The sequence below is a fragment of the Micromonospora sp. WMMA2032 genome, assembly GCF_002688545.1.
In the GTDB taxonomy this organism is placed as follows: Bacteria; Actinomycetota; Actinomycetes; order Mycobacteriales; family Micromonosporaceae; genus Micromonospora; species Micromonospora sediminicola.
In genome coordinates, this window is the sequence record NZ_CP024052.1 from 2,549,125 (window position 1) to 2,573,964 (window position 24,840).

30 protein-coding genes and 1 pseudogene are annotated in these 24,840 nt (G+C 73.6%); 16 read left to right on the top strand and 15 right to left on the bottom strand.

Features of this window, described 5'->3' with window-relative positions:
* Positions 1-21 precede the first annotated feature (21 nt).
* Together CO540_RS11175 and CO540_RS11180 are read left to right on the top strand one after the other, a co-directional pair.
* Positions 22-687 (top strand): TrkA family potassium uptake protein, encoded by a 666-nt coding sequence (locus tag CO540_RS11175; RefSeq protein WP_091579521.1) that lies wholly within the window; start codon positions 22-24, stop codon positions 685-687.
* Between the two features lie 3 nt (positions 688-690).
* Positions 691-1,380 carry a TrkA family potassium uptake protein gene (locus CO540_RS11180; RefSeq protein WP_091579526.1) on the top strand — a complete coding sequence of 230 codons (690 nt, stop codon included), beginning with the start codon at positions 691-693 and terminating at the stop codon, positions 1,378-1,380.
* A gap of 15 nt (positions 1,381-1,395) precedes the next feature.
* Here CO540_RS11180 and CO540_RS11185 read toward each other — a convergent pair whose 3' ends face one another.
* The 4 genes from CO540_RS11185 to dut form a co-directional block, all read right to left on the bottom strand.
* Entirely contained in the window at positions 1,396-2,076 is a 681-nt protein-coding gene (locus CO540_RS11185; RefSeq protein ID WP_099161986.1) for a DUF3159 domain-containing protein, read from the bottom strand.
* Positions 2,073-2,453 (bottom strand): OB-fold nucleic acid binding domain-containing protein, encoded by a 381-nt coding sequence (locus CO540_RS11190; RefSeq protein WP_091579534.1) that lies wholly within the window; start codon positions 2,451-2,453, stop codon positions 2,073-2,075. The genes CO540_RS11185 and CO540_RS11190 overlap by 4 nt, the downstream gene beginning before the upstream one ends.
* Positions 2,454-2,615: 162 nt before the next feature.
* Positions 2,616-3,251 (bottom strand): DUF3710 domain-containing protein, encoded by a 636-nt coding sequence (locus tag CO540_RS11195; protein ID WP_099164709.1) that lies wholly within the window; start codon positions 3,249-3,251, stop codon positions 2,616-2,618.
* Positions 3,252-3,276: 25 nt separating this feature from the next.
* Entirely contained in the window at positions 3,277-3,774 is a 498-nt protein-coding gene (gene dut, locus CO540_RS11200; protein WP_172968011.1) for a dUTP diphosphatase, read from the bottom strand.
* Positions 3,775-3,859: 85 nt separating this feature from the next.
* On the opposite strand from dut, the gene CO540_RS11205 reads away from it, so the two are divergent.
* The gene (locus tag CO540_RS11205) at positions 3,860-4,351 is read left to right on the top strand and encodes a DUF3093 domain-containing protein (protein ID WP_099161987.1); all 492 of its coding nucleotides are present in this window, start codon (positions 3,860-3,862) and stop codon (positions 4,349-4,351) included.
* 21 nt (positions 4,352-4,372) lie between these two features.
* Here the strand turns inward: CO540_RS11205 and CO540_RS11210 are convergent, their stop codons facing one another.
* Together CO540_RS11210 and CO540_RS11215 are read right to left on the bottom strand one after the other, a co-directional pair.
* Positions 4,373-5,101 (bottom strand): hypothetical protein, encoded by a 729-nt coding sequence (locus CO540_RS11210; RefSeq protein WP_172968012.1) that lies wholly within the window; start codon positions 5,099-5,101, stop codon positions 4,373-4,375.
* Positions 5,102-5,370: 269 nt separating this feature from the next.
* Positions 5,371-5,667, bottom strand: a complete 297-nt coding sequence (locus CO540_RS11215) for a DUF4193 domain-containing protein (protein WP_013284790.1) — start codon at positions 5,665-5,667, stop codon at positions 5,371-5,373.
* 436 nt (positions 5,668-6,103) lie between these two features.
* Here CO540_RS11215 and CO540_RS11220 point away from each other — a divergent pair, with 436 nt between their 5' ends.
* A complete protein-coding gene (locus CO540_RS11220; protein ID WP_172968013.1) occupies positions 6,104-6,619 on the top strand; it encodes a LytR C-terminal domain-containing protein in 516 nt (171 codons plus the stop codon).
* A 95-nt stretch (positions 6,620-6,714) separates the two neighbouring features.
* Here CO540_RS11220 and CO540_RS11225 read toward each other — a convergent pair whose 3' ends face one another.
* On the bottom strand, positions 6,715-7,536 hold the full coding sequence (locus CO540_RS11225) for an inositol monophosphatase family protein (protein WP_098745843.1): 822 nt from the start codon (positions 7,534-7,536) through the stop codon (positions 6,715-6,717).
* A 287-nt stretch (positions 7,537-7,823) separates the two neighbouring features.
* Between CO540_RS11225 and CO540_RS11230 the strand changes: the two genes are divergently transcribed.
* Both CO540_RS11230 and CO540_RS11235 read left to right on the top strand, forming a co-directional pair.
* Positions 7,824-9,437: an RNA polymerase sigma factor gene (locus CO540_RS11230; RefSeq protein WP_091579563.1), complete on the top strand. Its 1,614-nt coding sequence runs from the start codon at positions 7,824-7,826 to the stop codon at positions 9,435-9,437.
* A 245-nt stretch (positions 9,438-9,682) separates the two neighbouring features.
* A complete protein-coding gene (locus CO540_RS11235; RefSeq protein WP_013284786.1) occupies positions 9,683-9,916 on the top strand; it encodes a hypothetical protein in 234 nt (77 codons plus the stop codon).
* Positions 9,917-10,058: 142 nt separating this feature from the next.
* On the opposite strand, the gene CO540_RS11240 is transcribed toward CO540_RS11235, so the two are convergent.
* From CO540_RS11240 to CO540_RS11250, 3 genes are all read right to left on the bottom strand, one after another.
* On the bottom strand, positions 10,059-11,780 hold the full coding sequence (locus tag CO540_RS11240) for a DEAD/DEAH box helicase (RefSeq protein ID WP_098745846.1): 1,722 nt from the start codon (positions 11,778-11,780) through the stop codon (positions 10,059-10,061).
* A 198-nt stretch (positions 11,781-11,978) separates the two neighbouring features.
* The gene (locus CO540_RS11245; protein WP_099161989.1) at positions 11,979-12,623 is read right to left on the bottom strand and encodes a trimeric intracellular cation channel family protein; all 645 of its coding nucleotides are present in this window, start codon (positions 12,621-12,623) and stop codon (positions 11,979-11,981) included.
* A 40-nt stretch (positions 12,624-12,663) separates the two neighbouring features.
* Positions 12,664-12,882, bottom strand: coding sequence for a DUF3039 domain-containing protein (locus CO540_RS11250; protein ID WP_091579574.1), 219 nt, complete (start codon positions 12,880-12,882; stop codon positions 12,664-12,666).
* An 88-nt stretch (positions 12,883-12,970) separates the two neighbouring features.
* Here CO540_RS11250 and CO540_RS11255 point away from each other — a divergent pair, with 88 nt between their 5' ends.
* Complete coding sequence (locus tag CO540_RS11255) at positions 12,971-13,897, top strand: pseudouridine-5'-phosphate glycosidase (protein ID WP_099161990.1); 927 nt, start codon at positions 12,971-12,973, stop codon at positions 13,895-13,897.
* 53 nt (positions 13,898-13,950) lie between these two features.
* Positions 13,951-14,847: a carbohydrate kinase family protein gene (locus CO540_RS11260; RefSeq protein ID WP_099164710.1), complete on the top strand. Its 897-nt coding sequence runs from the start codon at positions 13,951-13,953 to the stop codon at positions 14,845-14,847.
* A 315-nt stretch (positions 14,848-15,162) separates the two neighbouring features.
* Here the strand turns inward: CO540_RS11260 and CO540_RS11265 are convergent, their stop codons facing one another.
* Positions 15,163-15,519: a DUF3099 domain-containing protein gene (locus tag CO540_RS11265; protein WP_099164711.1), complete on the bottom strand. Its 357-nt coding sequence runs from the start codon at positions 15,517-15,519 to the stop codon at positions 15,163-15,165.
* 106 nt (positions 15,520-15,625) lie between these two features.
* Between CO540_RS11265 and CO540_RS11270 the strand changes: the two genes are divergently transcribed.
* Positions 15,626-15,937 (top strand): hypothetical protein, encoded by a 312-nt coding sequence (locus CO540_RS11270; RefSeq protein WP_246248200.1) that lies wholly within the window; start codon positions 15,626-15,628, stop codon positions 15,935-15,937.
* Positions 15,927-16,238: a hypothetical protein gene (locus CO540_RS11275; RefSeq protein WP_099161991.1), complete on the top strand. Its 312-nt coding sequence runs from the start codon at positions 15,927-15,929 to the stop codon at positions 16,236-16,238. Before CO540_RS11270 ends, CO540_RS11275 begins: the two co-directional genes overlap by 11 nt.
* Before the next feature lie 4 nt (positions 16,239-16,242).
* Here CO540_RS11275 and CO540_RS11280 read toward each other — a convergent pair whose 3' ends face one another.
* The 3 genes from CO540_RS11280 to CO540_RS11290 all read right to left on the bottom strand — a co-directional run bounded on the left by CO540_RS11280 (position 16,243) and on the right by CO540_RS11290 (position 19,385).
* Positions 16,243-17,475 (bottom strand): low temperature requirement protein A, encoded by a 1,233-nt coding sequence (locus tag CO540_RS11280; RefSeq protein WP_099161992.1) that lies wholly within the window; start codon positions 17,473-17,475, stop codon positions 16,243-16,245.
* A 2-nt stretch (positions 17,476-17,477) separates the two neighbouring features.
* Entirely contained in the window at positions 17,478-18,053 is a 576-nt protein-coding gene (locus CO540_RS11285; RefSeq protein ID WP_091579592.1) for an HhH-GPD-type base excision DNA repair protein, read from the bottom strand.
* Positions 18,054-18,164: 111 nt separating this feature from the next.
* A complete protein-coding gene (locus CO540_RS11290) occupies positions 18,165-19,385 on the bottom strand; it encodes a S8 family peptidase (protein WP_099161993.1) in 1,221 nt (406 codons plus the stop codon).
* A gap of 183 nt (positions 19,386-19,568) precedes the next feature.
* Here CO540_RS11290 and CO540_RS11295 point away from each other — a divergent pair, with 183 nt between their 5' ends.
* Positions 19,569-21,053: a methyltransferase gene (locus tag CO540_RS11295; RefSeq protein ID WP_172967829.1), complete on the top strand. Its 1,485-nt coding sequence runs from the start codon at positions 19,569-19,571 to the stop codon at positions 21,051-21,053.
* A complete protein-coding gene (dtd, locus tag CO540_RS11300; protein ID WP_091579600.1) occupies positions 21,053-21,475 on the top strand; it encodes a D-aminoacyl-tRNA deacylase in 423 nt (140 codons plus the stop codon). The genes CO540_RS11295 and dtd overlap by 1 nt, the downstream gene beginning before the upstream one ends.
* A gap of 4 nt (positions 21,476-21,479) precedes the next feature.
* Here dtd and CO540_RS11305 read toward each other — a convergent pair whose 3' ends face one another.
* Positions 21,480-22,268 (bottom strand): sporulation protein, encoded by a 789-nt coding sequence (locus tag CO540_RS11305; protein ID WP_099164713.1) that lies wholly within the window; start codon positions 22,266-22,268, stop codon positions 21,480-21,482.
* A 220-nt stretch (positions 22,269-22,488) separates the two neighbouring features.
* Here CO540_RS11305 and sigB point away from each other — a divergent pair, with 220 nt between their 5' ends.
* The 4 genes and pseudogenes from sigB to CO540_RS11325 all read left to right on the top strand — a co-directional run bounded on the left by sigB (position 22,489) and on the right by CO540_RS11325 (position 24,830).
* A complete protein-coding gene (gene sigB / locus CO540_RS11310) occupies positions 22,489-23,475 on the top strand; it encodes an RNA polymerase sigma factor SigB (RefSeq protein WP_091579604.1) in 987 nt (328 codons plus the stop codon).
* Positions 23,476-23,571: 96 nt separating this feature from the next.
* Positions 23,572-23,929, top strand: a pseudogene (locus CO540_RS11315) (ArsR/SmtB family transcription factor).
* A complete protein-coding gene (locus CO540_RS11320; protein ID WP_253866622.1) occupies positions 23,926-24,426 on the top strand; it encodes an SRPBCC family protein in 501 nt (166 codons plus the stop codon). The pseudogene CO540_RS11315 and the gene CO540_RS11320 overlap by 4 nt, the downstream one beginning before the upstream one ends.
* Entirely contained in the window at positions 24,423-24,830 is a 408-nt protein-coding gene (locus CO540_RS11325) for a VOC family protein (RefSeq protein ID WP_099161994.1), read from the top strand. Before CO540_RS11320 ends, CO540_RS11325 begins: the two co-directional genes overlap by 4 nt.
* The last annotated feature ends 10 nt before the right edge of the window (positions 24,831-24,840 follow it).

Consider the following 24,840-nt stretch of genomic DNA (forward strand, 5'->3'; position numbering starts at 1 on the left):
ACCGTGGGAGGAGCGGACACCGTGCATGTCGTGATCATGGGCTGCGGCCGGGTCGGGTCGACCCTGGCACACAGCCTGGAGTCCCGGGGGCACTCGGTGGCGGTGATCGACCAGGACGCGGACGCGTTCCGCCGGCTCGGGCCGGACTTCGCGGGCATCACGGTCACCGGCGCCGGCTTCGACGGCGAGGTGCTGCGTCAGGCCGGCATCGAGCGGGCCGACGCGTTCGCCGCGGTCTCCAGCGGCGACAACTCCAACATCATCTCGGCCCGGCTGGCCCGCGAGACGTTCGGCGTCTCCCGGGTCGCGGCCCGGATCTACGACCAGCGCCGCGCCCAGGTCTACGAGCGCCTCGGCATCCCCACCGTGGCGACGGTCCGGTGGACCGCCGACCGGATGCTGCGGCACCTGGTCCCCGAGGGCAACGTGGAGATCTTCCGCGACCCGACCAGCACCGTGTCGATCATCGAGGTGCCGGTGCACAAGGACTGGATCGGCCGGTCGCTGCGGCAGCTGGAGGAGGCCGTCGGCGCCCGGGTGGCCTACCTGACCCGGTTCGGGATCGGCACCCTGCCCACCGCCTCCACCGTGGTGCAGGAGGGCGACCAGGTCTTCATGCTGGTGACCGACGACATCACCGCGTCGGTCACGTCGGTGGCGGCGACGCCGCCGGAAGGGGGGCACTGAGCCATGCGGATCGCCATCGCCGGCGCCGGCAACGTGGGCCGCTCGATCGCCCAGGAGCTGATCGACAACGGCCACCAGGTGATGCTGATCGAGCGGCAGCCCAAGATGCTGCGGCCGGACCGGGTCCCGGCCGCCGACTGGGTGCTCGCCGACGCGTGCGAGCTGGCCAGCCTCGAGGAGGCCAACGTGGCCGGCTGCGACGTGGTGGTGGCGGCCACCGGCGACGACAAGGTCAACCTGGTGGTCTCGCTGCTGGCCAAGACCGAGTTCGCGGTGCCCCGCGTGGTCGCCCGGGTCAACCGGGCGGAGAACGAGTGGCTCTTCACGGACCAGTGGGGCGTGGACGTCGCGGTCAGCAAGCCGCGGGTGATGGCGGCGCTGGTCGAGGAGGCGGTCACCGTCGGCGACCTGGTCCGGCTGATGACGTTCCGGCAGGGCGAGGCGAACCTGGTCGAGATCACGCTGCCGCCGACCGCGCCCTACGTCGGGCAGCCGATCCACGCGGTGCCGCTTCCCCGGGACGCGGCGCTGGTGGCGATCCTGCGCGGCAAGCGGGTGCTGGTGCCCACCCCGGACGACCCGATCGAGGCCGGCGACGAGCTGGTCTTCGTGTGCACGGCGGAGGTGGAGGACGAGGTGCGCGGCGTCATCCTGGGCCCGGAGAGCACCGAGCGGCACCGCGGACGCCCCTGACGGGCGGGGGGACCCTCAGGCGCCGGGCAGCGGGGCGGGGGCGCCCTCCCGGGTGACCCGACGCACCACCCAGACCGTGATCAGGAGCAGCAGCGCGTACGGCGGGTAACCCAGGGCGAGCCGGGCCACGCCGAGCGCGGTGTCCTGGTGGGCCAGGTAGAGCCCGGCCTGCACGCCGACCTTGGCCAGCCACACCACGCCCCAGAGCACGGTGAGCTGGGTGAAGGTGCGCACCAGCCTGGGGTCGTCGCGCCACTCGGAGCGGCCCTTGGCCACCAGCACCGACCAGATCCAGCCGACCAGCGGCTGCCGGATCGCGGCCGACAGCAGCAGCGCCAGCCCGTAGCCGATGCCGTAGAGGATGCCGGGCAGGTAGAAGTCGCGCTCGTTGCCGGTGCGCCAGGCGATGGCCGCGCCGATGCCGACGCCGAACAGCCCGTTCACCGCGTGCCGCACCGGCCGCCGCTGCACCAGCCGGAGCACGGCGATCAGCAGCGCCACCGCGACCGAGGCGATCACCGCGGGACGCAGCTCGCCCACCACGTTGGCGATCACGAAGACCACCACCGGGATGCTCGACTCGACCAGGCCGCGCCAGCCGCCCAACTGGTCGGCCATCTGCTCGGCGATGCTGGGCAGCCGCTCGTCGTCCTGCGGGTCGAGCCCCGACGGGGTGCGCTGCTGTCCGGTCGTCACTTCGGCGACTCCAGCTCGTAGTACGGGTTGTAGATCACCTTGCGGTCGTCCCGCACGGCCACCCGGCCGCGGGCGGTGAGGTGCCGGCCCGGCTCGATCCCGGCGATGTGCCGCCGGCCCAGCCACACCAGGGTGACCACGTCGTTGCCGTCGTAGAGGTCGGCCTCCAGCGTGGGCAGGTTGGTGCGCGGCGTGTAGACCACCGTGCGCAGCCGCCCGGCCACCGAGACCACCTGGCCCCGGTTGCACTGGTGGGTCGGCGTGCCGCCGGACTCGGCGCTCTCCCGGCGCAGCTCCTGCGCCTCGATCTCGGCCTCGCTCGCGGTGAGCCGTTGCAGGAGCCGCCGCAGCGACACCCGGCCCTGGTCGGTCGTCATGACCTCCGCGTCACCCTCTCCACGCCGGGGCTCCGCGGACGGCGGAACCGTCCCGCCAGCGTACGCCGATCCGGCGCGCCGGCGGGACCGGCGGGGGCGCGCACGCGACGGGCCCGGCGCCGCCGGCCCGGAGGCCGACGGGACCGGGCCCGGCACGGTGCGTCAGACCTCCTGCGGACCGGCGGCGGCCTGCTCCTGGGCGGCCTGCTGCTCGGCGACCTCGCGGGGCAGCCGCAGCGGCAGCGGCTCCCGCACCGGCTTGGCCTCCTGCCCGCGGTCGACCACCAGGCCGTCCAGGCAGGCCGCCAGCGGGCCGGCGGCGGCCGGGTCGGTGGCCGCCTGGCCCTGGAAGACGCCGCGGACCATCCAGCGCGGCCCGTCGATGCCGACGAACCGCAGGTCGGTCATGCCGTCCGGGGTGCGCAGCCGGGCCCGCAGTTCGGTGCCGTACTCGCCCTCGACCTCCTGGGCCGCGGCGCCGTCGTTGAACAGCGACTGGCGGATCTCCTCGCGCACCTCGTCCCAGATGCCGTCGGACCGGGGCGCGGCGAAGACGCCGAGCTGCAGCGCGTTCTGCCCGTGCACCAGCACCACCTGCTGGATCACCCCCTGCGGGTCGGCCTGCACCCGCACCTCCACGTCCGGCACCGCCGGGATCTGGAGGCTGCCCAGGTCCAGCCGGGGCGCGTCGGGCGCCTCGCTGACGTCGTACGGGCCGCGGGACGGCCCGGCGGCCTCCTCGACGTCGAGGACCGCGTCGTCACGCGTCTCGTCGGCCCGCTTCCGGGAGAAGATCACTGCGCCCACCCTCCGCTGTTCGCACTCACCCTGCCACCTCTTCGTCCTGCCCACCGGCCGGAGCCGGAACCAGGCCGGCGTGCCCGCCGGTGGATCCGTGCCCACCGGTGCCGCGCCGCGACCCGGGCAGCTCGGCCACCGGCCGGAACTCGGCCCGGGCGACCCGCTGGACCACCAGCTGGGCGATCCGGTCGCCCCGGCTGATCGTGGCCGGCGTGTCCCGATCATGATTGATCAGGTTGACCAGGATCTCACCCCGGTAGCCGGCGTCGACCGTACCGGGCGCGTTGAGCACCGTCACGCCGAGCCTGGCGGCCAACCCCGATCGGGGGTGGACCAGTCCCACGTACCCCTCGGGCAGCGCCACCGCGACGCCGGTGGGCACCAGGGCCCGGCCGCCGGGCGGCAGCTCCACGTCCACGGCGGACACCAGGTCCGCGCCGGCGTCGCCGGGATGGGCGTACGCCGGCAGCGGCAGCTCCGGGTCGAGCTGCCGTACGGGCACGGGTACGACGTCTGTCACGGTCATCCTCTTCCGTCCGGTCCTCGCGGGGTGACCCTGCCATCCTGCCGGTTGGCCGACCCGCCGCGCGCCGTACCCTCGCAGTGTGCGTCAGTCGTCATCCCCGGCCGCCCCGACGGCCACCCCCGCGCCGTACGCGGAGCGCCTCGGGCTGCCCTGGTGGGCCTGGCCGGTCGGCCTGGCGGTGGCCGGGCTGCTCGCCGCCGAGCTGTGGCTGGGCGCGACCGGGGTCCGCGCCTGGCTGCCGTTCGTGCTGCTGATCCCCGGCACGGTGGCCGCCCTGTGGTGGCTGGGCCGGATCCGGGTCGAGGTGCGCGACGGCGAGCTGCGGGTCGACGACGCCCACCTGCCGGTGCGGCACGTCGCGGACGTGGTGCCGCTGGACGCGGCCGGCCGGCGCGAGGTGCTCGGCGTCGGCGCCGACCCGCTCGCCTTCGTGGTCCAGCGTCCCTGGGTCGGCGGCGCGGTCCAGGTGGTGCTGGACGACCCGGCGGACCCGACCCCGTTCTGGGTGGTCAGCACCCGGCGTCCGGTGGAGCTGGCGGCGGCCCTGCTGGCCGCCCGAGACGCGGGCTGACCGTCGTCTCCCGCCGGGCCCTCAGCCCCGCTTGTGCGGCAGGCCGCGGGCGGTGTGCCGGAGATCCTTGCGGAGCTGCTCGCCGAGCGCGCGGGTGGCCCGCCGGTTGAGGTAGCCGGCCACCGCGGCGCCGGTCAGGAACGGCCCGAGCGTGGTGAGGTTGCGACCGAACCGGCGCAGCAGGCTGTCGCGCAGCTCGCGGCGGGCGGCGGTGCCCAGCACCGCGCTCACCCCGACGCCCGGCATCATCGGGTTGATCCCCCGCTGCCCGGCCCAGGACTGCACCAGCGCCACGGCGCGGGCGGTGCCGCCGGTGGGCAGCGGCATCCGGTGGATCTCGTGCAGCTCGCCGATCAGCTTCAGCTCGATCGCCACCACCGCTACCGTCTCGGCGGCCAGCAGGACGGGGGCGGAGAGCAGCGTGGGCGTGACCGCCCACTCGACCGCGGCGACCCCGCCGCCGGCCGCGCCGACCCCGGCGGTGGCCCGGGAGGCGTTGCGGACCAGCCGGTCGGCCAGCGCGTCGTCGTCCAGCCCCGGGAAGTGCCGCCGGAGCGTGGCCAGGTCCCGGATCGGCACGTGCGGGGCGACCTCGGCGACGGTGTCCGTCATCCAGCGCAGCGCCGCCTTGGGCTTGAACAGGTCGGTGATGCCGCGGGCCCGGGCCTGGCCGACCATCCGGACCAGCAGTTGCCGGCGTCGGGCCGGCGCGATGTCGTCGGCGGTCAGGGCGGCGACGGTCGCGCCCAGCTCGTCACCGTCCGCACCGGACGGCGCCCGGCCCGGCTCGGCCGGAGCGGTGGCCGCGTCCGGGGTGGTCGGCGCCGGTCCCGGCTCCGGGGCCGGCGTCCGGTCGGTCCCGTCCGCACGCTCGCTGCGCTCGCTCACCCGTCCGCCCTCCTGCTCCGTGCGGCGTGGCAGCCGCCGCTACGAGTCAAGCAGCTTCCGGCCACCCGCGCACGGCGGCTCGAACAGCGGCGGCCCCGCACCGGGGCCGCCGCCGGTTTCCCCGGACGGGATCAGACGCACTCGCGGCAGATCAGGTCGCCGTTGCGCTCGACCGCCAGCTGGCTGCGGTGGTGGACCAGGAAGCAGCGCGCGCACCGGAACTCGTCCTGCTGCATCGGGAGGACCTTGACCGTGAGCTCCTCGTCGGCCAGATCGGCGCCGGGCAGCTCGAAGCTCTCGGCCACCTCGGCCTCGTCGACGTCCACGGCGCCCGACTGTGAGTCGACCCGCCGGGCCTTGAGCTCTTCCAGGCTGTCCTCGCCGAGGTCGACCTCGTCGCGACGCGGGGCGTCGTAGTCGGTGGCCATCGGTTTCACTCTCCAATATCGATATGGTCGCTGCCGGTTGTAACGCCGGACGACGCCGTTTCGGTTCCCCTGGCCGGCCACCATCTGTGTCGGGCACCCGACCCGACGACCGTTGGGTCGGGCTCGCCGGAGCGGAACCCCCCGGCGAGCGCGGAACCTTACCCCCCTTTGGGCGAGGCATGTATACCGCCCTCGCGGGAGAGATGTACGCCCCTGCGCCCGAAGTTGTTCCCAATGTGACTCAGGCGACACGAAGATAGGGGTAGTCCTACCCGTTCCCCCGGTGGCGCGCCGGCATGTCGGACTGTTTCCACGCGGGAGCCGGACAAGGGTTAACCTCAGCGGCGTACTGGACGGCCACAGACGCGGCCCGACCGCGGCGGCCGCCGCCACCCAATCACTGTCCGGGGGAGCGCCCAGGATGAGTTTTGCGCGAGTGCGGGCACTCGTTGTCGTCGGACTGCTGGCGGTCATCGCCCTGGTCATCGTGGTCGTCGCGGTGGTGCGCGACACCCAGAGCAACGCGGGCACGGCCGGCGGGTGCCCGGACGGCTGGCAGCTGGTCGACCTGCGGTTGCGGGAGCAGAAGGACGTGAAGCTCAACGTCTACAACGCCACCGACGAGGCCGGGCGGGCCGGCCTCGTCGCGGACGACTTCCGCAACCGCAAGTTCCAGGTCAAGAAGGTCGGCAACGAGAAGAAGGCGTTCGACGGCGTGGCCATGCTGCGCTACGGCCCCAAGGGCGTGGGCTCGGCGCACCTGCTGCGGGCGTACTTCCTCAACGAGGCCGAGCGGAAGTTCGACCCGAACCGCAAGGACGACAGCGTCGACGTGGTCCTGGGCAACGGCTTCCAGCAGTTGGCCACCACGACCGAGGTGAACCAGTCGCTCGGCGACCTGGGCGCGCCCGAGGCGCCGCCGGAGACGTGCCCGATGCCGGTCGACAAGTGACCGGCGGGCCGGTCACCCGGCCCGACCCGACGACGACGCAGGGCGGCCTCCGCGGTTCGGGAGGCCGCCCTGACTCGTACGAGGGCGCGTGCCGGTCACGGCCCGCCGGAGGCGTCCAGGTCGGCGAGGCGGGTGTGCAGCGGCCCGTGCAGCGCCGGCGGCGCGGCGAGCACCAGGTCCGGCCCGGCCGCCCGACCGGACAGCCCGGTCACCAGCAGCCCGGCCTCGCGGGCGACCAGCCCGCCGGCGGCGAGATCCCAGGCGGCGAGCCCCTTCTCGTAGTAGGCGTCCACCCGCCCCTCGGCGGCCAGGCAGAGATCGAGCGCGGCCGCGCCCATCCGGCGGATGTCCCGCACGTGCGGGATCAGCTCGGCGACCACGCGGGCCTGGTGCGCCCGGCGGCCGGCGTCGTACCCGAAGCCGGTGGCGACCAGCGCCTGCCCCAGGTCGGTCTCGGCGGAGCAGCGCAGCCGCTCCCCGTCCCGCCAGGCCCCGCCGCCGGCGGTGGCGGTCCACTCCTCGCCGGTGGCCACGTTGCGCACCACCCCGGCCACGACCTCGCCGGCCACCTCGGCGGCGAGCGAGACCGCGCAGTAGGGCAGCCCGTAGAGGTAGTTGACGGTGCCGTCGATCGGGTCGACGATCCAACGCACGCCGTCCTCGGCGGCCGGGCCGGTGTCCCCCGTGCCGTACTCCTCGCCGAGCACCGCGTCGCCGGGGCGACGCTCCCGCAGCGCCGCCAGCACCTGCCGCTCGACCGCGCGGTCGGCGGCGGTGACCACGTCGGTCACCGTGCTCTTGGTCGCGGCCACCGACACGCCCTCGGCCCGCATCCGGTGCGCGGTGGCGGCGGCGTCGCGGGCCACCTCGACGGCGATCGTGAGCAACTCCCGCGGCGTGGGCGCCGAGGTGATCATGTTCGTCCCCTTCCCGCACGATCGGGACCGCCCGCATCGCGCGTGGGTATCATCCTTACAAAGTCCACATCTGCACTGATTCGGCGGTCCCGGACCACCGGTACGCCGTGCGGCGCAGGATGATCGCGGCAGACGGCGTTACAATTCACCCTGCCCACGCGCCACGGACCGCCACCGACCGGACGGCCCGGGACACGGGGGTCCCTCAACGACTCGCCCGGCACGGCCGTTCGTGCTGCGCCGGACGACCCGGCCGTGCTCGCTCTTTCGCCTCCGGAAGGTCATTCGTGACAGAACCCCGCCAGACCGGCGCCGACGTTCGCTCGCTCACCGACACCCTGATCGCCCACGCGCAGAGCGCCGGCGGCCAGCTCACGTCGGCCCAGCTCGCGCGCACCGTCGAGTCCGCTGAGGTGACCCCGGCCCAGGCCAAGAAGATCCTCCGTGCGCTCTCCGAGGCGGGCGTGACGGTGGTCGTGGACGGCTCGGCGAGCACCCGCCGCCCGCGGGTCGCCGCGGCCCGGTCCGCCACCCCGGCCTCCCGGGCGACCACCGCCAAGACCACCAAGAAGGCCGCCGCGCCCGCCCCGAAGCAGGCGCCCGCCGCCGAGGAGTCCCCGGCGCCGGCCCCGCGGAAGGCGACGGCGCGCAAGGCCGCCGGCACCACCGCCGACGTGGCCGCCAAGGCCGCCGCCCCGGCGAAGGCCACCAAGGCGACCCGGGCCACCAAGGCCACCGTGGCCGCCAAGACCGCCGCGGCGAAGTCCGGCAAGGCCGGCGCCAAGGGCGAGGGCGCCGAGGGCGAGATCGACCCGGAGGAGCTGGCCGCCGAGATCGAGGACGTCGTGGTCGAGGAGCCGGCCGAGCTGACCCAGGCCGCCGAGGCCGACGCCGCCAGCTCCGCCACCGACAACGACTTCGAGTGGGACGACGAGGAGTCCGAGGCGCTCAAGCAGGCGCGCCGGGACGCCGAGCTGACCGCCTCCGCCGACTCGGTCCGTGCCTACCTCAAGCAGATCGGCAAGGTGCCGCTGCTCAACGCCGAGCAGGAGGTCGAGCTCGCCAAGCGGATCGAGGCCGGCCTCTACGCCGCCGAGCGGCTGCGCGCCGCCGACGAGGGCGAGGAGAAGCTGGTCCGCGACCTGCAGCGCGACCTGATGTGGATCTCCCGGGACGGTGAGCGGGCCAAGAACCACCTGTTGGAGGCCAACCTCCGCCTGGTGGTCTCGCTGGCCAAGCGCTACACCGGACGCGGCATGGCCTTCCTCGACCTGATCCAGGAGGGCAACCTCGGCCTCATCCGCGCCGTCGAGAAGTTCGACTACACCAAGGGCTACAAGTTCTCCACGTACGCCACCTGGTGGATCCGCCAGGCCATCACCCGCGCCATGGCCGACCAGGCCCGCACCATCCGCATCCCGGTGCACATGGTCGAGGTGATCAACAAGCTCGGCCGGATCCAGCGCGAGCTGCTCCAGGACCTGGGCCGCGAGCCCACCCCGGAGGAGCTGGCCAAGGAGATGGACATCACACCGGAGAAGGTGCTGGAGATCCAGCAGTACGCCCGGGAGCCCATCTCGCTCGACCAGACCATCGGTGACGAGGGTGACAGCCAGCTCGGCGACTTCATCGAGGACTCCGAGGCCGTCGTGGCCGTCGACGCGGTGTCGTTCTCGCTGCTGCAGGACCAGCTCCAGCAGGTCCTGCAGACGCTGTCCGAGCGCGAGGCGGGCGTGGTACGCCTGCGGTTCGGCCTGACCGACGGTCAGCCGCGCACCCTGGACGAGATCGGCCAGGTGTACGGCGTGACCCGGGAACGCATCCGGCAGATCGAATCCAAGACGATGTCCAAGTTGCGGCACCCCTCGCGTTCCCAGGTGCTCCGCGACTACCTGGACTGACCACCGCACGTCAACTCGTCGTGCCGGTTTGATCACCAGCCGTAGAACACTCATCGGTGATCGGTCGGTTGCCTGTTTGTGATCGTTGACGTGGCACCCTTGGTGCACGGCACACTGTCTTCCACGCCAGGTGTGACCTCGGTCCCCCGCGGGCACACAGGGAAGGCAGGGCCCGAGATGGGTGTTGCACGATAGGTGAGCAACCGAAGAGAGTGTTCATCGGTGACGACCAGAGGAGGAAGGCGATGACCCCGACCCTCACGCCGCCGCCCGAGACGGTGAGCCCCCCGGCCGCCGATGAACGGTGCGACCGCTGCAATGCTGCCGGCAAGCTCCGGATCACTCTGGCGGGTGGGAGCGAGCTGGTGTTCTGTGGGCACCACGCGAACAAGTACGCGGAGGATCTCGTGAAGATCACCGTGCGCTACGCGTCGGACCCGGAGTTCAGCTGGCGTGGCGCCGATCTGATGGCGAACTGAGGTCCGACAGGAAATCCGCAACTCGACATAACCGACCGGAGGCACCCACACGGGTCGCCTCCGGTCGGTTTTTCGTACCCGCGCGCCCAGGTGTTAACAGGGGGCCCCTGCACTACCGGAGGCGTTAGGAAGGGGCCCTTCCTTACAGGGTCTGCACGGTGGCGATGCGCTCCTCGAGCTGCTCGATCGTGGCCTGGGCGCTGGGCGGGCCACCGCAGATCCGGCGCAACTCGGCGTGGATCTTGCCGTGCGGCTGGCCGGTGCGGTGGTGCCGGGCGGCCACCAGGGCGTTCAGCTGCCGCCGTAGCGCCACCCGACGCTGGGCCGCACTCATCGGTGGGGGCACCGCCGCCGGGGCGGCAGCGGCCGGCTCAGCGGTCCGTAGGGCGGCTCGACGCTTCTGCGCGGCGAGCTGCTCGGCCTGCCGCTTGGTCAGCAGCAGCGAGACCTGGTCGGCGGTGAGCAACCCGGGCAGGCCGAGGTATTCCTCCTCCTCCGGGGTGCCGGCCTGGGCGGCGGTGCCGAACGAGGCGCCGTCGAAGATCACCTGGTCCAGCTCGGCGGTGGCGGAGAGCGCGGCGAACCGCTTCTCCAACTCGCCGCTGGCCCCGTCGTCGCGCTGGGCGCGCTCCAACAGGTCGTCCTCGAAGCCCTCGCGGTCCTTGGGCTTGCCGAGCACGTGGTCCCGCTCGGCCTCCATCTCGCTGGCCAGCCCGAGCAGGTGCGGCACGCTGGGCAGGAAGACCGACGCGGTCTCGCCGGACCGGCGGGCCCGAACGAACCGGCCGATCGCCTGCGCGAAGTAGAGCGGGGTGCTGGCGCTGGTCGCGTACACGCCGACGGCCAGCCGGGGGATGTCCACGCCCTCGGAGACCATCCGCACCGCGACCAGCCACCGCTGCTCGGAGGCCGCGAACGTCGCGATCCGCGCCGAGGCGCCCTGGTCGTCGGAGAGCACCACGGCGGCCTTCTCACCGGTCACCTGCTCCAGCAGCTTCGCGTACGCGCGGGCCACCTGCTGGTCGCTGGCGATGACCAGGCCGCCCGCGTCGGGCATGCCGTTGGCCCGCAGCACGCTGAGCCGGGCATCGGCGGCGCGCAGCACCTGCGGCATCCAGTCGCCGGCCGGGTCCAGCGCGGTCCGCCACGCCTGGGCGATCAGGTCCTGCGTCATCGGCTCGCCCAGCCGCGCGGCGAGCTCGTCGCCGGCGTTGGTGCGCCACCGGGTCTCCCCCGAGTAGGCCAGGAACAGCACCGGCCGGACCACCCCGTCGCGCAGCGCGTCGGAGTAGCCGTAGACCGAGTCGGCGCGGGAGCGCAGCAGCCCGTCCCCGCCGCGTTCGTAGCTGATGAACGGGATCGGGTTGTCGTCGGAGCGGAACGGCGTGCCGGTGAGCATCAGTCGGCGTACCGCGGGCTCGAACGCGGCCTTGACGCCGTCGCCCCAGGTGCGCGCGTCGCCGGCGTGGTGGATCTCGTCGAGGATCACCAGCGTCCGCCGGGTCATGGTGCGTCGTCGGTGCACCTGCGGCGCCATGCCGACCTGGGCGTAGGTGACCACGGCGCCGTGGAAGTCGGCGGCGGAGTGCAGGTCGGCGTTGCGGAACGCGGCGTCGAGCTGGATGCCGACCCGGGCCGCGGCCTGCGCCCACTGGGTCTTCAGGTGCTCGGTCGGCGCGACCACGGTGACCGCCTCGACGGTGCCGTCGGCGAGCAGCTCGGCGGCGATCCGCAGCGCGAAGGTGGTCTTTCCGGCGCCGGGCGTGGCGACCGCGGTGAAGTCCTCGGCCCGCCGGCGCAGGTATTCCACCATCGCCTTGCGTTGCCAGGCACGCAGGGGCGGGAACGTGTCGAGCGCGGGCATCCGCGGTGGCACGCGTGGCTCCTCTCCGCCGCGGACGGCGGCGGGCCCGACCGGGGGCCACGGGAGCCGCCGCCCATGAAAAGGCCCTCGCGCATCCGGTGCCGCGAAGGCCGACTCAGCATAACCAGCGGGGGCGTTCCGCCCCACTCGACGCCACGCTGGTCACATCCGCCCACCCCGGTGCGCGACGGTCGCCGGCTACGGCCAGCGGGTCCCGGTGCGGGGCGGGCGCATCGTGGGCACCGGCGCCGACCAGCGTCGCCGCAGCGCGATCAGGCGCAGCCCGAACACGAAGACCGCCGCGCCGGTCAGCGGCAGTGCGGTGGCGTGTCCGTAGGTCGACAGCAGCGCCACCACGATCGAGCCGGCGAGCGCGGCGACCGCGTAGATCTCCGAACGCAGCACCACCGGGATCTCGCCGGTGAGCAGGTCGCGGCCCAGCCCACCGCCGATCGCGGTGAGCATGCCGATCATGCAGGCGCCGACGGCGGGCACGTGCGCGTCGAGCGCCTTGAGCGTGCCGGTGACGGTGAACAGGGCGAGGCCGGCCGCGTCGAGCACCAGCACGGTGGTGCGCAGCCGGGCGAGCTGGGGGTGCAGCCGGAACACCGCGGCGGCGGTGACGGCGGCGGTGACCGCGTACCGCCAGTCGGCGAACGCCAGCGGGGGGACCTCGTCGATCACCAGGTCGCGGAAGATGCCGCCGCCGAGGGCGGCGACCACACCGACGAAGACCACCCCGAACAGGTCGAGTCGTTTCGCCACCGCCGCGGAGGCGCCGGAGGCGGCGAACACCGCCACGCCGGTGAGGTCGGCGAGGAGCAGCGCGGTGGAGGTGGTCACCGCCGCAGGTTACGTGGGCGGGCGGCGGAGCCGCCCGCGATCACTCCGAGTAGGAGTCGTAGATCTCCTTGCACTTCGGGCACACCGGCGAGCCGGGCTTGGCGGCCTTGGTGACCGGGAACGTCTCACCGCAGAGCGCGACCACGTAGGTGCCCATGACGGCACTCTCGGCGATCTTCTCCTTGCGGACGTAGTGGAACATCTCGGGACCAGTGTCGGCGTCCTTCAGCTCGGGACGCTCGAGAACCTCTGTGCTCACGTCTGCACCTCCGACCTTCCAGTTTTGCAGGTCCGCCCGGGCCGGTCCAGCTGGGCCCGCCCCGGGAGCGGCCCGTACCGTAGCCGAAGTGACCAACTTTCACATCAGCCTCGGCAGTGACGTGGCCGACGCCCTGCGCGACGGGCGCCCGGTCGTGGCGCTGGAGAGCACGATCGTCTCGCACGGCCTCCCCCGGCCGGACAACCTGCGTGTGGCGCGCGAGATCGAGCAGGCGGTCCGGGACGCGGGCGCGGTGCCGGCCACCATCGGCATGGTCGCCGGTGAGCTGCGGGTCGGGCTGGACGACGCCCAGCTCACCCGGCTCGCCACCGTCGACGGCGTGAGCAAGCTCTCGGTCCGCGACCTGGCGCCGGCTGCGGCGACCGGCGCGGACGGGGCCACCACGGTGGCGGCCACCAGCGCGGTCGCGGCGGCTGCCGGGATCGGGGTGTTCGCCACCGGCGGGCTCGGCGGCGTGCACCGCGAGGCGGCGCAGACGTTCGACGAGTCGGCGGACCTGGTCACCCTGGCCCGTACGCCGATCGCCGTGGTCTGCGCCGGGGTGAAGTCGATCCTCGACGTGGGCGCGACGCTGGAACGGCTGGAGACGCTCGGGGTGGGCGTGGTGGGCTACCGCACCCGCCGCTTCCCCGGGTTCTACCTGACCGACGCCGGGTTCGACCTGGACTGGTCGGTCGAGTCCCCGGAGCAGGTGGCCGACGTGCTGGCCGCCCGCGCGGCGCAGGGCGTGCACCACGGGGGGCTGGTCGTGGCCAACCCGCTGCCGGTCGACGAGCAGCTCGACCCGGCGCTGCACGACCGGACGCTGGCCGAGGGGCTGGCCGCGCTGGCCCGCGAGGGGATCACCGGCAAGGCGGTGACGCCGTTCCTGCTGGCCCACTTCCACACCGCCACCGAGGGCGCCAGCCTGGCGGTGAACGTCCGCATCATCCTGCGCAACGCCGACCTGGCGGCCCGGATCGCGGTCGCCGCCGCGAAGCGTCGCCCGGCATGAGCGAACGCACCGAGCGCAGCGAGGGCCGTGAGAACATGCCCAGCCAGCACGGCATGAGCGGGGTGCCGCGCGTCGTCGTCGTCGGCGACGTGATCACGGACGTGCTCGCGGTGCTGTCCGGCCCGCTGGCCACCGGCTCGGACACGGCGGCCGGGATCCGGTTCAGCGGCGGCGGCCAGGCGGCCAACACGGCGGCCTGGCTCGCCGGGCAGGGCGCGGCCGTGACGCTGGTAGCCGCCGTCGGCGACGACGAGACCGGCCGGGAGCGGGTGGCCGAGCTGACCCGGACCGGCGTGGACTGCGTGGTGGAGCGGCACGAGGGCTATCCCACCGGCACCGTCATCGTGCTCACCCACGGCGGCGAGCGGACCATGGTCAGCCAGCGGGGGGCCAACCTGCGTCTGACCGCCGGGCACGTGGACGCGGCCCTGGCGGCGGCGCCCGACGTCGGGCATCTGCACCTGTCCGCGTACACCCTGTTGGACGTCGGGTCGCGCGGCGCGGGCCTGCGCGCGCTGGCCGCGGCCCGCGAGCGCGGGCTGACCGTCAGCGTCGACGCGGCCTCCGCGGCGCCGTTGCGGCGCGTCGGCGGGTCGTTCCTGACCTGGGTACGCGACGTCGACCTGCTGCTGGTCAACACCGACGAGGCGACGGTGCTGGCCGGCGGCCTGGATCCGGCGGCCCAGGCGCGGGCGCTGACGTCGGTGGCGCACCGGGTGGTGGTCAAGCGCGGCGCGGCCGGCGCCGTCTGGGTGGAGCGCGGGGGCCGGGTGGAGACGGCGCCGGCGCCCGGGGTGGCCGTGGTGGACGTCACCGGGGCCGGGGACGCGTTCGCGGCCGGTCTGCTCACCGCCTGGCTGGCCGGCGCCGACCCGCGCGCTGCCCTGGCCCGCGCGGGCGACCTCGGCGCGCTGGCCGTGACGACCGTCGGCGCACGCCCCGTCGCCTGACCGCGCCCGCCGGGCCGGCACGCCGCCGGGGCGGGGCTGGCGGGGCCGGCCCGGACGCGGCACCGGTACAAGGCCGGTTCGGCGTGGTGCGGGGGCCGGCTCAGCAGGGCCGGCTCGGCAGGGGGTGGCGGGGCCACGGCGCCGACGGCACGGCACAGAGGTTCTGCATAGGCCGATATACCTCTCAGGCATTTTTATGACTCAGAGGTATATCGCTCGTGAGGAGGGTCGTCACTCGCCGCGACACGCCGAGCCGCGACGCGCCGTTCGTCTGCGCTGCTGAGCGCTGCCCGCGGAGGGTGCGGAGAACTCGGGTCAGGGTTCGGCGTCGATGACCTTGTGCGGGCGCTCCTCGGCCGGGAGCGCCATCGGCGGCGTCTCGTCGCGGTGGCGCTGCTGGAACCTGGTGGACAGGCGGTGCTCCTCCTTGGGCGGGCGGTCGTTGGCCAGGAGCACCGCGAGCCACGGGATGAGCACCATGCCGAGCCCGCACAGCGGCAGCCAGAGCCAGAGCAGCGGGGCCTTGACGCCGACCAGGATCGCGCCCGCGACCAGGCACGCGACCCGGACGCCCATCATCAGCACGTAGCGCTTCTGCCGACTGGTGAGCTGGTCGTCCTGGCTGCGCGGGGCGTCGGTGATCAGGATCGGCTGGTAAGCCTGACGCTTCACCACGGACCTCCTACGAGGGGATACGGCCCATCCTGTCACTCCGGACGGATGATCGGCGAACTTCGACCCACCCGGTTCGTGTTACGTGCGTGGTACGCTCCGTCTCGTGGCCAACCGGTTCAGCTTCACCGACGAGGCGCTGGCGAACCTGCGGGTCTACGACGTCACACCCGGGGAAGTCTGGGAGGCCCTGCACAGCAACCGTCGGGTCATCCGGCACCTCGGCGACGACGTCATGGTGGTCTACGCCACCGACCACCGGGGCCGACGACTCGCCGTGCTGCTGGCCGAGGCCGACGGCACCGACAACGACTGGGACATCCTCTCCGCCCGCGAACTGAGCGACGTCGAGGCCAAGCGCTACGACGAGGCGGTGCGGAGGTCACGCCGACGAGGAGGCGGTCACCATGCACCGTGACGAGGCGACCAAGCGGTTCCACGCCGGCGGCGACACGTTCGCCGACCTGATCGACGAGACGTCGCCGGCGCAGCTGCCCACCCCCGACAGCGACGTGCCGATGGTGAGCCGCTCCGTGCGGCTGCCGTTGGAGACCTACGACCGGGTCCGGGCCGCCGCCGAGGCGCGCGGCATCGGGGTGACCACCCTGATGCGGCAGTGGATCGAGGCCGGTCTGGCCGACCTGGACGACTCGGCCACCGTCTCCCTGGCCGACGTGCGCCGCGCGCTGGCCTCGCTGTCCCGCCCGACCGCCGCCTGACCCCTCACGCCTCGGGGCCGGCCTCACCGCGCATCTCCCGGCCCAGGGGCGAGGCGGAGGACTCCGGTGGCCGCCCCCGGGCGTGCCGGGCGTCGGCGAGCGCGACGAGCGCCAGCACGCCGGCCACCGTGCCCAGCGCCAGCAGCGCCGACCCGGCCGTCAGCACGGGCGCGAGCAGCACCAGGGCCAGCAGCCCGGCCAACCGGGAGCGGGAGATCCGGCCGAAGATCTCGTACTCGAAGCGGGACCGGGCGGCCAGGAACAGGGCCGGGCCACCCACCACGAAGACCAGCCAGCGCGGCTCGGCCGGGTCGAACGGGTGGGCGATGACCAGCTCGTAGCCGACCGCGGCGGCGAGCACCCCGAGCACCATGAACAGGTGCGTCTGCGCGGCCGACTCGGCCAGCCGTCCCGGGGAGCCGGCCCGGCGCAGCGCCTCGGCGAGCAGGAACCCGGCCCGGTGGAAGTAGATCCGCCAGAGCAGCGCGGTGACCAGGAACGCGAGCGTGAACGCGGCGGCGCCCTGCCGGGAGAACCGCTCGCCGCTGTAGGCCACCCCGATCACCAGGACCGACTCGCCGAGCGCGATGAGGAAGATCTGCTGGTACCGCTCGGCCAGGTGTTCCCCGGCGATCAGCCAGCTGCGGATGCGGGACCGCCCGAGCCGGGGCAGCGGCCAGCCCAGGTACGTGCCGAGGTAGTCCACCGCCAGCGCCACCACCCACAGCGGCAGGCGCGCCCCGGGCATGAGCGCGCCGGCCAGCCAGAGCGGCGCGCTCATGCCGGCCCAGACCGCCAGCCGCAGCGGAACCGTCCGTCGCGGGTGGCCGCGCAGCGCCGCCACGATCACCAGTGGCCGGCCGACCATCATCACCACGTACGCGAGCACGAACGGCAACGCCCGCTCCTCCAGCGCGCGGGGCAGCGTCACCCCGAGCACCAGGCTGCCGAACATGGTGCCCACCACGAGCGCCTGGATCACGACCCGGTCCGGCTCGTACCGGCTGGTCACCCAGGTGGTGATCGTCCAGACCTGCCAGAGGACCAGGAAGAGCAGCAGCGTCCGGCCGACATCGGCGGCCATCGCCTCGCCGGAGCCGTCGATGTCGGTGATCAGTCGCTGCGACACCCGGGTCAGCGCGAAGACGAAGACCAGGTCGAAGAAGAGCTCCAGGAACGTGGCCCGCTCCGAGCTGGCCATGGTGCGCAGCAGCGCCCCGCCCCGCTGCTCGCTCATCGTCAGCCCTTCGCGGCCTTCGCCTCCGCCTTCATCCGCTGCTTGAACTCGCGCACCCGGCGCAGCGACTCGGGGTCGGTCACGTCGGCCACCGACCGGTGGGCCGCCGGGTCGCCGTAGTCGCCGGCCGCCTCGCGCCAGCCCGCCGGGGTGACCCCGAACCGCTTGCCGAGCAGGGCGACGAAGATCTGCGCCTTCTGCCGGCCGAAGCCGGGCAGCTCACCCACCCGGCGCAGCAGCTCCCGGCCGTCGGCCGCGTCGGACCAGAGCCGGGCCGGGTCGCCGTCGTAGCGCTCGACCAGCGCCCGGCAGACCTCCTGGGTGCGGGCGGCCATCGCCTTGGGGAAGCGGTGCAGCGCCGGCGGCCGGGCGAACAGCTCCACCAGGGCCTCCGGGTCGTACCCGGCCAGTTCCCGGGCGTCCGGCTCGTGGCCGAGCCGCTGGGTCAGCACGTACGGCGAGGAGAACGCCTTCTCCATCGGCACCTGCTGGTCCAGCACCATGCCGAGGAGCAACGCCAGCGGGCTGCGCCCGAGCAGCTCGTTGGCCTGCGGGTCGATGGGCAGGGAGAGCGTCATGCCCCCATCCTGCCGCCCCGGCCACCGGCCGCGGGGGCGACTCCCCGACGCGCGCGACGCGGCCCGGTGGACCGGGCTGGGGTCCACCGGGCCGCGCGGCTCACGGTGCGGTCAGTTCACCACGAAGAGCAGCCGGTTCGGCGAGCCCGAGCCCGGGTTGGTCACCTTGCCGGTGGTGGCGTTGCTGGTCAGGTAGCTGGCCACCTGGGAGGGGGTGTAGGCGGGGTTGGCGCCGAGCACGAGCGCCGCGGCGCCGGCCACGTGCGGGGACGCCATCGACGTGCCGCTGATCGTGTTGGTCGCGGTGTCGCTGGTGCGCCAGGCCGAGGTGATCGACGAGCCCGGGGCGAAGATGTCCACGCAGGAGCCGTAGTTGGAGAAGGACGACCGCGCGTCGCTGCTGGTGGTGGAGCCGACGGTGAGCGCCGAGGCGACCCGGGCCGGCGAGGAGTTGCAGGCGTTGGCGCTGGAGTTGCCGGCCGCGACGGCGTACGTGATGCCGGAGCTGATCGAGTTGGCCACCGCGTTGTCCAGCGTGCTGCTGGCGCCGCCACCGAGGCTCATGTTGGCCACGGCCGGCTTCACCGCGTTCGAGGTGACCCAGTTGACGCCGCTGATCACGCCGGCGGTGGTGCCGCTGCCGGAGCAGTTGAGCACCTTCACGGCGACCAGGCGGACGCCCTTGGCCACGCCGTACCGGGTGCCGCCGACCGTGCCGGCGACGTGCGTGCCGTGGCCGTTGCAGTCGGTGTTGTTGCTGTCCACCGTGTTGGTGCCCCAGGTCGCCCGGCCACCGAAGTCGGTGTGGGTGGTCCGGATGCCGGTGTCGATGATGTAGGCCCGCACGTTGCTGGCCGTGTTCGGGTAGGTGTAGGTGCTGTTGAGCGGCAGGTTGCGCTGGTCGATCCGGTCCAGACCCCAGGTGGCGCCGGTCTGGGTGCCCTGGACGGTCACCCGGCGGTCCTGCTCGACGTAGGCGACGGCCGGGTCGGCGGCCAGCCGACGGGCCTGCGCGGCGCTCATCGTGGCGTTGTAGCCGGTGAGGGCGGCGCTCCACACCGTGCCGACGGCGCCGCCGTAGCGCTTGGCCAGGCCGGCGGCCCGGTCCGGCACGGCGGTGCGGGCGGTGCGGCTGTTCGCGGCGCCGACCGCGTCGCCCTTGAGCACGACCACGTAGCTGCCGCTGACGGCGTCGGCGGCGCCGGCGTACCGGATCTCGCCGGTCGGCGCGGCGAGGGCCGGGGTGGAGGCGGCGGCGGTGAGGGCCGCGGCGGCGGCCGTGACGGCGAGCGCGCGCAGCGCACGCCGCCGGGGAACGGACACGTCGGGCATCGTCTGGCTCCCTACCGGGCGGGCCGGTTCGTGGCCGGCGGATCGCCCATCGACGGATGTTGGAGGGAATGCTAGCCATACATCGATGTCCATGAAAGAGATAGTTGCCGATTGATACGGTCTGCGGGCCGGTTCCGGCGGGTGCGCGCCACGCCGGCCGTCGGGCGAGGCAGGATGACCGGTGTGAACCGTCACGACATGCTGCTCTCTCCCGCCGGGGTGGACGCGCTGCGCACCGCGCTGACGCTGGCCCGCTTCACCGCGAACGGCATCGCCGACCGGCTCGGCCCGCAGGCCACCGGCGGCGTGGCCCGCAACGACCACCGGGCCGCGCTGCGCGCCACCGAGGACCGCGACCGGCTGGCCACGCTGATCCGGGTCTTCATCTGCGACCAGACCGAGCCCGAGCCGGTCGTGGCCGAGGCGCTCGCCCCGCTGACCGTGGACGAGGCGCTGGCCGGGGGCATCGTCGAGCGCCACGGCGACGGGCTGCGCGCCGGCGTCGACCTGGAGCCGTACGGCGACGACTGGTGGGTGCTCGCCGACGTGCCGGCCAGCGCCCGGCCGGGCCGGCCGCTGCACGCCGAGCACGTGCTGGGCGTCGGGGGCGCCACCCAGACGCTGATCGGCGCCGCCGTGCGCCGCACGGTCGACACCGCGCTCGACCTCGGCACCGGCTCCGGCGTGCAGGCGCTGCACCTGGGCACCCACGCCCGCCACGTCACCGCCACCGACGTCTCCGAGCGGGCGCTGCGCTTCGCCGCCACCACCGCCGCGCTCAACGGACAGGACTGGGAGCTGCTGCGCGGGGACATGGTCGCCCCGGTGGCCGGACGCCGCTTCGACCTGGTGGTCAGCAACCCGCCGTTCGTGGTCGGCCCCGGCACCACCACGCACGTCTACCGCGACTCCGGTCGGGTCGGCGACGCGATCGGCGCCGAGCTGGCCGCCGCCGCGCCGCACCTGCTCACCGAGGGCGGCACCATGCAGTACCTGGCGAACTGGGTACACGTCACCGGGGAGGACTGGGCCGAGCGGGTCACCGGGTGGTTCGCCGGCACCGGCCTGGACGCCTGGGTGATCCAGCGCGAGGTGGCCGACCCGATGGCGTACGTGAACCTCTGGCTGACCGACGTCGGCGAGCGCGCCGACCCGGCGCGGATGGAGGCCTGGCTGGACTGGTTCGACGCGCACAAGGTCGAGGCGATCGGGTTCGGCATCGTCTCGCTGCGCCGGGCCGGGCACGACCAGCCGATCGTCCGGGTCGAGGACCTGCGCCAGCGGGTCGAACCTCCGCTCGGCGACCGGATCGGCGAGTGGTTCGACCGGCAGGACTGGCTGCGCGCCCGGGACGTCGACGGTCTGCTCGCCGCCCGCTACCGGGCCGCCGACGGGCTCCAGCTGCGCCAGGAGGCCACCATGGGCGACGACGGCTGGGCGGTGGACCGGCAGGTCCTGGCCATGCCGCGCGGCCTGCGCTGGTCGGAGGAGATCGACCCGCTGGTACTCGCCCTGGTCGGCGGCGCGGACGGCCGGCTGCCGCTGCGCGACCAGCTCGCCCTGCTCGCCGCCGCGCACGACGTGGCCCCGGACGAGCTGGCCGAGGCGGCCGGACCGATCGTGGCGCACCTGGTCGAGCGTGGCCTCGTCGAACCGGTGACCGACTGATGCGGGCGCTGGTGCAGACCGTCGGCCGGGCGTCGGTCACCGTCGACGGCGCGGTGGTCGGCGAGATCGCCGACGGGCTGCTGGTGCTGCTCGGCGTCACCCACACCGACACCCCACAGGTCGCCGCCACCATGGCCCGCAAGCTGCACGAGCTGCGCATCCTCGACGACGACCGCAGCGCCGCCGACACCGGCGCGCCGCTGCTCGTGGTCAGTCAGTTCACGCTCTACGGCGACGCCCGCAAGGGGCGGCGGCCGAGCTGGACCGCCGCCGCCCCGGCCGAGGTGGCCGAACCCCTGGTGGACACCGTCGTCGAGGAGCTACGCGCCCGGGGCGCGAAGGTGGAGACCGGCCGCTTCCGCACCCACATGCTGGTGGAGAGCGTCAACGTCGGTCCCCGCACCCTCCTGCTGGACCTCTGACGGCCTAGAAGAACAGACCCCGGCGGGACAGCGACTGGCGCAGCCAGCCGTCGAGCTGGGCGGCCCAGTCGGTGCGATCCGCGGTGGCGTGGTCCACGGTGAACCGGCCGAACGCGTCCCGCCCCTCGGTGAACAGGCCGCCCCGCTTGTCCATCTCCAGCACCACCTGCACCTGCTGCGGGTCGGTGACGAAGGTGACCTCCAGCTGGTTCATCGCGCCGGCGTACTGGGGCGCCGGGTAGAACTCGATCTCCTGGTAGAACGGCAGCTGCTGGCGTACGCCGTAGATGTGGCCGCGCTCGACGTCGGCGCGGGCGAACCGGAAGCCCAGCCGCAGCAACGCCTCCAGCAGGCGCTCCTGGGCGGGCAGCGGGTGCACCGCGACCGCGTCCAGGTCGCCCTTGTCCACCGACCGGGCCACCTCCAGCTCGGTCCGCAGGCCCATCGTCATCCCGTGCAGGTGCTGGCCGTAGAGGTCGGTGAGCGGGGTCTCCCAGGGCACCTGGAAACGGAACGGCACGTCGTAGCGCTGCCCCGGGTCCAGTCGGAACGGGCCGGTCACCTGGGCCCGGCCGAACTCCTGGGTGGTGTCGTACTCCGAGTCGCCGCTCTCCACCTCGACCCGGGTCACCAGGCCGAGCGCGACCCAGCTCACATCCACCGGGTGGTCGCCGCCGACCACGTGGACGCGGCCCTCCAGCTGACCGCCCGGGCGGCAGTTCGGGTTGGCCAGCACCGTCTCCACCGACGGACCGCCCACACCCATCGCCTGCATGAGCCGCTTGAAGACCACCACGTTCTCCGATCGCCGGTTCGTTCCCGGCCCCACCGGCCGGACGCTGGCACGGTATCCGGGTCGGGCAAGCGACAGCCGTACTTCCGCCCGGATTCGTGTCGGGTCCCCGATCGCCTCACTCCCGTCTCACGCCCCGACCGCCAAGCTTGTTGTCACCGGCCCACCGCGCCGGCGGCACGGGGACCGGTACGGCACGTAGGACACGGGGAGAACAGAGATGACCCAGCGAATGATCGAGCACCAGGACATGGACGTCACCCTCACCGACCTGGACGCCACCGACGAGCGCGGCGTCTCCACCGACCTGGTCCGGGCGTACCTGAACGGGATCGGCCGCACCAAGCTGCTCACCGCGGCGCAGGAGGTGGAGCTGAGCAAGCGGATCGAGGCCGGGCTCTTCGCCGAGGAGAAGCTGGCCACCTGCACGCCGGTCTCCGCCGAGCTGCGCGCGGACCTGGCGCTGGTCGCCGCCGAGGGGCGCGCCGCCAAGGACCACCTGCTGGAGGCGAACCTGCGGCTGGTGGTGAGCATCGCCAAGCGCTACACCGGACGCGGCATGGCCTTCCTCGACCTGATCCAGGAGGGCAACCTCGGCCTCATCCGCGCCGTCGAGAAGTTCGACTACACCAAGGGCTACAAGTTCTCCACGTACGCCACCTGGTGGATCCGCCAGGCCATCACCCGCGCCATGGCCGACCAGGCCCGCACCATCCGCATCCCGGTGCACATGGTCGAGCAGGTCAACCGGATGGTCCGGGTGCGCCGCGAGCTGTCCGTGGCGCTGGGTCGCGAGCCCACCGTGGCCGAGGTGGCCACCGCGCTGGAGATCCCCGAGTTCCAGGTGATCGAGCTGATCTCCTACGACCGGGAGCCGGTGAGCCTGGACCAGGCGGTCGGCGAGGACGGGGAGAGCGCCCTCGGCGACTTCGTCGCCGCGGTGGACCCGCGCGCGGAGCCGGGCGACGCCGCCACCAACGGCGAGCTGCGCAACGAGGTGCGGATCGTGCTGGCCACGCTGTCCCAGCGGGAGCAGGCGGTGATCCGACTGCGCTTCGGCCTGGACGACGGCCGCCAGCGCACGCTGGACGAGGTGGGCCGCGAGTTCGGGCTGTCCCGGGAGCGGATCCGGCAGATCGAGAAGGTGACGCTGCTCAAGCTGCGTGACCCGGAGCGGGCGAACCGGCTGGAGGCGTACGCCTGCTGACCCGACGCCCCACCGACAGGCCCCGGCGGTTCGCCGGGGCCTGTCGCGTGTCCGGTGCTTGACGCGGCCGCCCGCAGCGGATAAAACCAACTGGTTATCAAACCAGGAGGTTATGAACGTGACCGCCGACCTGCTCGACGCGACCTTCGCCGCACTGGCCGACCCCACCCGGCGGGCCATCCTCACCCGGCTGGCCGCCGGCGAGGCGACCGTCACCGAGCTGGCCGCGCCGTTCGCGATGAGCCAACCGGCCGTCTCCAAGCACCTCCGGGTGCTCGAACGCGCCGGCCTGGTCACCCGGGGCCGCGACGCCCAGCGACGCCCCTGCCGGCTGGACGCGCGGCCGCTGCGGGCGGCCGTCGCGTGGCTGGCCGACTACCGGGACTACTGGGCCGAGAGCTACGCGCGCCTCGACGAGGTGCTCGCCGAACTGACCGCCGGGGACCAGCGGTGAGCGCCGCTCCGCCGGACCTGACCGTGACCCTCCACGGTGACCGGGAGATCCGGCTGAGTCGCGACTTCGCCGCCCCCCGACACCTGGTGTTCGCCGCCTTCACCCGCCCCGACCTGCTGGTCCGCTGGTGGGGCGCGCGGGGCTGGCACCTGATCGAGTGCGAGGTGGACCTGCGGGTGGACGGGCGCTGGCGCTTCGTCTCCCGAGGCCCCGACGGCACGCTGATGGGTCAGGGCGGCACCTACCGGGAGATCGACCCGCCGGCCCGGCTGGTGTGCACCGAACTCTTCGACGACCAGTCCTACCCGGGCGAGACGCTGGTCCGCCACGACTTCACCGAGTCGGCGGGCCGGACCACGGTCGTCACCACCCTGCGGTTCGCCACCCGGCGGGGCCGCGACACCGTGCTGCGCTATCCCATGACCCGTGGCCTGGCCGAGGCGTTCGACCGGCTCACGGACCTGCTGCATCCGACGACAGAGGGAGTGACCCCGTGAACTGGACCCTGGAAGTGGTCATCGTGCCGGTCTCCGACATCGACCGGGCCAAGGAGTTCTACGCCGAGCGGGTCGGCTTCGCCGTCGACCACGACACCGACCTGGGCGGGGTGGGACGCATCGTGCAACTCACGCCCCCGGGCTCCGGATGCTCGATCGTCCTCGGCCATGGCGTCGTGCCGGAGATGCCGCCCGGCTCGCTCAAGGGGCTGCAACTGGTCGTGTCCGACCTGGAGAAGGCCCGGGCGGAGCTGGTCGAGCGGGGTGTGGAGGTCGGCGACATCCAGGTCGTCGGCCGGAACCCCCGACCGGTGCCGCACCCGCTGGACAACGTCGGCTTCGTCTTCTTCCGCGACCCCGACGGCAACGAGTGGTCGGTGCAGCAGATCTCCTCGCGCGCCTGACGGTGTTAAG